Source organism: Stenotrophomonas sp. P5_A8, assembly GCF_056400545.1.
Genome location: NZ_JBFULB010000510.1, coordinates 1 through 1750, shown reverse-complemented (window position 1 = coordinate 1750; position 1750 = coordinate 1). Strand labels below are relative to the sequence as shown.

The following is a 1750-nucleotide window of genomic DNA, read 5'->3' as shown; positions in this document are numbered from 1 at the left end:
GCTGAAAGGCTGTTCAGGTGTGCGATTGTCGGCCTAGGTAGCCCTGCACTTCCTGACAGTCCTGCCCAAAACGGCGCCGCAGAGAGCGCAGCCGGCCGACAGAAGAAGAGTCAAAACTACTAAAGCCAATGGCTGCTCAACACCGCCTGTAAGCAATGAAAAACCCTGAAAGATCAGCTCTGTCGCTACGAACGACAAAGCCATTGCAAAGAAGAATCTATGCGGGCGCCAAAAAGCAAAAATTGCGCACACGACAAATATCGCCAAGCAACTAAGAACTTGGTCAATGATCTCTCGCCAGACTGGTCCGACTGCCTGCACTAGCTCAACCTCGAAGAACCCTACCGGGACCCCTATGGTCAATGTTGCGAGGGACAGAGCGCTCGTTTGAAGGGCAACCCCTCGCAGGAAATAGGGCCATGTCTTCTTCACCGTAAGCATCTCATTCGCAGCGTCACTGGGAGCACCATCCTATCGTTTGTCGCGGGTGTTTACGCCACCAGAACTCACCGATTGCTTGGCAGATGAGTCCTTCGCCGCCGAGGTGCCTTTCTCAACGATATCACCGGCAGCCTTTCCGGCGAATGCACCCACTGCATTTGCTGCAGGCGCACCAATCTTCCCGTCAAGGGCCTTTTCGACGACCTTCGATACGACGTCACCTGCAGCAACCTCTGTGGCTTTGTCCACGCCCCCACCGCCTTTGACCACTTCACCTCCGATCTCAATGACGTCCTTAATCGGCCCCGCTCGACTGACATCTACCATTAGATCCAGCGCTATCTTGTCGTTCTCTTTCTGGCGCTGCTGCGCTTCGGAAAAGTTCTTCTCTCCTTTCTCTTTATCGCCTCTAGCATCCCAGTAGGCCCTTATCATTCGGCCAAGCTGCGCCGCCTGACTGCCGCGCACTCCGCTTCGGCTGGTTCGTCCATCAGGATCAGTGAAGCTATACGGATTTCCATTCGCGTACCTATAGCGATTGAACTGAGTAACGGGCTGGTCATATGCCGTTACTGGGTCAACGCTGATGAAGATTCCCAGCTCCGGATCCATGTACCGCTGCTGCATATAGCTCAGCCCAGTTGATAGATCGCCCACGTGGCCAGTATAGCCCGGTCCGTCGACTGCCCCGCCTATCAACAGGTCTCCATAGGGACCGTAGTGAAACCTATTCGTTACATTGCCACCGGCATCAGACTCTGCAACGACAGAGCCCAATGCGTCAGTATGAATGTAGGTAACTGATTGCGCAGAAGCATGGAATGTGAAAGCAGTAGCGATCACAACCATTCCCACCCAAACAGCCATCATCTTCGAGTTTATGTGCAAGCAACACCACCGAGAGAGTGCTTCATTTGTATTTTCGAGCTCCACACGCCGAACAACGAAGCGGAGCGCATCGATGGAAAGCTACCGGCGTACCGCCGCCGTCCATTCCGAGCATGCAGAAACATTGCAGGCTCTGACATATAGATCCCCGAGAGGAACAAGGTCCTTCTTAAGATTCCAGACAATAATTAAAACCGCGCCAACGTTAACTGGACTGCCGTTATAGCCTAGTTCGGGCATTGCAGCCTTATATTCGTAATATTGAGCACCTGCGGATTGAGACCATGAGAGTTCCAGACCTTTATCCCAATCCAAGCTCACTTTTCGCGACGTAACATTTAGTGGTGCTGGAGGGGCGGGAAGCTGGACATCATGACGCCCAATGATGCTCCATGGACCACAGCCGCCCTCACTACAGGCG

At 53.5% G+C, this 1750-nt stretch carries 1 protein-coding gene and 1 pseudogene; both read right to left on the bottom strand.

Annotation, left to right across the window (positions count from 1 at the left end; all coding sequences use genetic code 11):
• Positions 1 to 471: 471 nt before the first annotated feature.
• Positions 472 to 1290, bottom strand: a complete 819-nt coding sequence (locus AC1DQP_RS20205; protein WP_478052390.1) for an RHS repeat-associated core domain-containing protein — start codon at positions 1288 to 1290, stop codon at positions 472 to 474.
• Between the two features lie 120 nt (positions 1291 to 1410).
• Positions 1411 to 1750 (bottom strand): annotated as a pseudogene (locus AC1DQP_RS20200) (hypothetical protein); the annotation flags it as partial.

Coding starts and splice junctions, on each gene's coding strand:
- AC1DQP_RS20205 (WP_478052390.1), bottom strand. CDS start 1,290: ATGGTTGTGATCGCTACTGCTTTCACATTCCATGCTTCTGCGCAATCA.